This window comes from Dietzia sp. CW19, from assembly GCF_014145265.1.
Classification (GTDB): domain Bacteria; phylum Actinomycetota; class Actinomycetes; order Mycobacteriales; family Mycobacteriaceae; genus Dietzia; species Dietzia natronolimnaea.
In genome coordinates, this window is sequence record NZ_JAALEE010000081.1 from 10,467 (window position 1) to 15,031 (window position 4,565).

The 4,565-nt window shown below is 70.8% G+C and carries 5 protein-coding genes; 1 reads left to right on the forward strand and 4 read right to left on the reverse strand.

Going from position 1 to position 4,565, the window contains the following annotated elements:
- A partial coding sequence (locus G6021_RS17090) for an integrase core domain-containing protein (protein ID WP_241736402.1) occupies positions 1 to 424 on the forward strand: 424 nt, incomplete at its 5' end.
- On the opposite strand, the gene G6021_RS02935 is transcribed toward G6021_RS17090, so the two are convergent.
- The 4 genes from G6021_RS02935 to G6021_RS02950 form a co-directional block, all read right to left on the reverse strand.
- Entirely contained in the window at positions 377 to 1,531 is a 1,155-nt protein-coding gene (locus tag G6021_RS02935) for an MlaD family protein (RefSeq protein WP_182640247.1), read from the reverse strand. The genes G6021_RS17090 and G6021_RS02935 overlap by 48 nt on opposite strands.
- Before the next feature lie 5 nt (positions 1,532 to 1,536).
- Entirely contained in the window at positions 1,537 to 2,646 is a 1,110-nt protein-coding gene (locus G6021_RS02940; protein ID WP_182640635.1) for an MCE family protein, read from the reverse strand.
- The gene (locus tag G6021_RS02945) at positions 2,637 to 3,680 is read right to left on the reverse strand and encodes an MlaD family protein (RefSeq protein WP_182609784.1); all 1,044 of its coding nucleotides are present in this window, start codon (positions 3,678 to 3,680) and stop codon (positions 2,637 to 2,639) included. Before G6021_RS02945 ends, G6021_RS02940 begins: the two co-directional genes overlap by 10 nt.
- On the reverse strand, positions 3,677 to 4,565 hold an 889-nt coding region (locus G6021_RS02950), incomplete at its 5' end, for an MCE family protein (protein WP_182640636.1). The genes G6021_RS02945 and G6021_RS02950, both read right to left, overlap by 4 nt.

A 4,565-nucleotide genomic window follows, 5' to 3' on the forward strand; every position in this document is an offset into this window, starting at 1 on the left:
ATTGGCCTCGCTGCTGGTCGACCTGGATGTCATCCGGTCGCACAATCGGCCGCGCACCAGCAACGATAACCCCTACAGCGAGTCTCAGTTCAAGACCATGAAGTACACACCGGACTACCCGGAGCGGTTCGCCAGCATCGGCCACGCCCGTGCCTGGATGAACCGGTTCACCCACTGGTACAACCACGAACACCGGCACAGCGGGATCGGACTGCACACCCCGGCCAGCGTCCACGACGGCACCGCCGATCACATCCGCGACAAGCGGCAGCTCGTGCTCGACGCTGCCTACGCCAAGCACCCTGAACGGTTCACCCGGCGCCCGCGCCCACCCCGGCTACCAGAGAAAGTGACCATCAACGACCCCGCAGCCCGATCAGCCGAAACTAGCCAGGCTCAACCGACCACTGCACGTCTCAATTGATTTGACACGCTCCGCACCCCCCACGGGCGGCTGGGCGTCGGGGGGGCCGGTGGCACCGGGCGGCAGCGGTCGACCCGCGCGCGCCTCACCGCCGGTGCCCAGGGCATCCAGCGAGCCGGGGAGGTCGAGCGCGCCGTCGAACATCATGTGGTCCCCGCGGATCGCGACGTCGAAGTTCGTGACGAAGCGCTGCAGGGCGTCCAGGGTGGGGGCCACCTCGTCCCCGAAGCCCTCCATGTCCTCGAGCAGGACGGTCAGTGTGCGCAGTGACGGCGTCAGGCGCCCGTCCGTGGCCGAGGTGAACTGCTCGACCTGCACTGTCAGGGCGGTGGTGGTGTCCATGAGTGCGGTGATCGTCTCCCGACTGGCCGCCGCCTCCGAGACGAGGTCGGCGGACACCCGCATGCCGCGGTCGATGAGCTCGCGGCGACCGGCGAGCGAGGCGTTGACCCGGTCCAGGGCGAGGATCGTCCGGTCGATCTCGTCGCGGTTCGCCTCGTACAACTCCAGGGCGCGGTCCCCACGCTCCCGGATGCGCCCGATCTCCTCACCTCGCCCGTCCAGGGCCACGGTGAGCTCCTCCATCACCGAGCCGAGCTGCGCGATCCCACTCCCGTTGAGCAGCAGTCCCAGCGAGGCGAGGCTGGACTCGAGATCCGGACCGACGCCGGTGTGCACCCGCGGAACGACCCCCGTGTCCTCGAGTAGTGCACCGGTCGCGGGCGCCGCCGGCGGGGTGAGCGCGATGAACGGGCTGCCGAGGGCGGTGGGCAAGCGGATCTCGGCGAAGACGCCGGCGGGGACGCCGGAGTCACCCTCGAGGCGGACGCCGATCACGGCCTCGGTTCCGTCGGTGCCGACGCTGCGGACCCGGCCGACGAGGCGTCCCCCGTAGCGGACCTCCGCTCCGGGTGCGAGCCGGTCGGCGCGCTCGAACCGCATCTCCACGTCCGCCGAGCCCTCCCCGGTGTCCATCCCCAGGGGAACAGACTGGAGTGCGAGTTGTGGCGTGTTCACGGCCACCATCGCCGCACCCCCGAGCAGTGCCACCCCGAGGAGGGCCACGAGTCCGCGCACCAGGTGCGGACGGGTTCTGGTCTCACGCATGGCTCTCATCCACCCCCCGCGACTCGTTCGAACGCCCCGACCAGGCCGATCGGGTCACTCTGTTCGACCGGGAACATGAGCGGGTTGGTCAGGCCGGCGCCCGTGCACAGTGGGAGCGGCTCACGCCGGCAGAGCTCGCGGCCACGGGCGAAGTGGGTGATGTTGGACGAGACGTTGAGGCGGATGCGCGCGCGACCGTCGGGTCCGATCCCGGCCGCGAGGTTCTCCATCATCACCGGGTACAGATCCAGGAACTCCGCGAAGTCCGCGCGGTGGCGGGCGTACAACGCCGTCACCTCGCGGGTCGCGGTGGTCGTCCCGGTGATGTCGTCCCCGCGCGCGGCGACGATCGCGTCGAGTTCGTCGAGGATCACACGGAGGTCCTCCGCCGGGGCCGCCACGTCGATCTGGTCGTCCCGGAGCTGCCGACCCAGGTCGTCGAGTCCCAGCACGAGGTCGCGCATGGTCTGGTCGCGACCGCCCGCGGCGTCCATCAGCACCGCGAGCTCGGTGACGATCGCGTCGAGATCCTCGGCCCGGTCCCCGCCCACCGCCGAGACCGTGGACAGGTTCCTGATGGCCCGGCTCAGCGTCTCCCCCCGGCCGTCGAGGGCCTCGGCCCCCCGGTCGAGACCACGTGCCACCTCGTCGGCTCCGGGCGAGAACGCCGAGCTCAGGGTGTCCAGGCTGGAGACGAACTCGTCGAAGTCGAGGGGTGCCCGCGTCCGCTCGGCCGGGATCACCCCGTCGTCCGGGAACGCCGGCCCGCCCACGTAGGCGGGGGTGAGCTCGACGAACCGGTCGGCGATGACGGCCGGGTTCATCACCACAGCCCCCACGTCCGCGGGCAACCGCGTACCGGGCTCCAGTGAGAGCCGCACCCGTGCGAGGTCCCCCGTCGGCTCGACCTTCTCCACGATCCCCACCTCGACCCCCACGATCCGGACCTGCGAACCGACGTACACGCCCTCGGCGGAGGCGAACTCGGCCGTGATCACCTGGCGACCGCCGTCTCCCCGGGCGCCGGAGAGCAGAGAGGCCAACACCAGGACGGTGGCGAGGGCGGTGACGAGGATCGCGACGACCCTGGTCCGGCTCACACGTCTCAGTTGCATCCGTCCATCACCCCCAGGGCGCAGAGCGCCGAATCCGGGATCGGGCCGGTCGGTGTGGCGACATCCGTCCACGGGCCGTTCCCGGCCGCGTCCGTGACCGCGCGGAGTCCTGGTGGCATCCGGGTGAGCACCTCGTCCATCGCGTCGATGTTCCTCTGGTAGGTCTCGCTGATCGAGCGCATGTTGCCCAGCACGCGGTCCACGTCCTCGGCCTCCTCGTCGAGCAGCACCCGCACCCGGGTCGCGAGATCCTCCAGGGACGACACGAGGGAGCTGAGCGCCTCACGACGCTGGGTGAGCACGGTGACCAACACGAGTGACTGGTCGGTCAGAGCTCGGATACCCGCCTCCTGCGAGACGAGGACCCCGGTCAGTTCGCGGGTCGTGGTGACCACCCCGGACATCCGCGCGTCCTCGCGGGCGAGGAGACCCAGGGCCGCGGAGACGTCGTCGATCGACTGACCGGCGGCCCCGGCGTCCTGCGGCAGGATGCTGTCCAGGCTGTCGATCATCGCGCTGACGGCCCTCGTGTCGAGCTCCTCGGCCAGGTCCGTGACCGCTCCCCCGATGTCGTCGATCATGTACGGCGACGTGGTGCGTTCCACCCCGATCCGCCGGTGCGGGCCGAGGTCCCCCCCGCCCGCCGGCGTGACCTCGAGGAACCTGTTCCCGAGGATCGACTTGAGACCGATCGTGGCGGTGCTCGCCTCGCCCAGGTCCTGGCCCCGGTCGAGCCGGAACCCCACCACCGCCAGCCCGTGCTCCAACGTCAGGGAGTCCACGCGGCCACTGGGCACGCCGGCCACCAGGACCGGGTCCCCCGTCCGTACCCCCCCGGCGTTGGCGAACTCGGCCGCGTAGTGGTCGGTGCGCAGGACGTACCAGAGTCGGAGCAGGGCCATGCTCGCCGCGAAGACCGCGATGACCAGCAGGATCGATGTGGCTCCCACGAAGACGGTGTTGCCGCGACGGGTGTGCCTCGGGTCGCGGACGAGGTCGACCAGACTCTCCCGCACCATGGTGATCGGACTCATCGGCACGCCCCCGAGTTCCGGTAGCCGAACAGGCTGGTCTCCCAGTCGTCCCACTTGACCGTGAAGTTGCACATGTAGAGGGCCAGGAAGCCACCCTTCTGAGCCTGGGCGTTGACCTCCCGGGCGAACAGCGGGGCCTTGCCCATCGCGGTGTCGAACGCCGGGGTGTTGGGGATCCACCCGTCGGTCGTGTGACGAGCGGCGTCCACGCTCGCGCGGAGATCCGGATCGGTCTCGCGGAGCATCGAGGCCAGTGTCGCGGTGGCCGCGTCCCCGCGCTCGATGAGCACCGCGAGGTCGTTCCCGCCGCCGTCCGCGAGCGCCCCGGAGACGGTGTCGAGTCCCCTGACCAGCCGCTGGAGGTCCTCCTCCCGCTCGGTGAGCGTGGTGTTGAGCGCCGTGATGTTGTCCGCGAGCCGGGTGTACACGTCCTGTCTACCGACGATGTCCCGGCTCAGCAGCGCCAGGCGGGCGAGCAGGACGTCCATGGCACCCGGTTCGCCCTGGAACGCGGCGACCACGGTGCGCGAGAGGGTGTTGACCTCGTCCGGCCGCACCGCCTCGAACAGCGGCTTGAACCCGTTGACGAGCGCGGTGAGGTCCACGGGATCGGTGGTGGCCTCAAGCGGGATGCGCGTCCCCTCCGGCAGCGGGTCGGCACCGCCGACGGCCGGTCCGCCGTCCTGTGGGGGATCGAGGGAGAGATAGCGGATGCCCAGCATGTCCCCGTAGCGGACCGACGCGCGCGCGCCACTCGCGACCGGCGCCGAGCGCTCGACCTCGAAGTCGACGACGGCGATCGTCTCGCCCAGGGGGCCGACCTCCCGCCCGACTCCGAGCACCCTGCCCACGCGGACGCCGGCGACCGTGACCTCGGAGCCCGGG

What these genes read in the sequence shown, in the direction of transcription:
- G6021_RS02935 (WP_182640247.1), bottom strand. Translation starts at nt 1,531, where the DNA reads ATGCGTGAGACCAGAACCCGTCCGCACCTGGTGCGCGGACTCGTGGCC.
- G6021_RS02940 (WP_182640635.1), bottom strand. Translation starts at nt 2,646, where the DNA reads ATGCAACTGAGACGTGTGAGCCGGACCAGGGTCGTCGCGATCCTCGTC.
- G6021_RS02945 (WP_182609784.1), bottom strand. Translation starts at nt 3,680, where the DNA reads ATGAGTCCGATCACCATGGTGCGGGAGAGTCTGGTCGACCTCGTCCGC.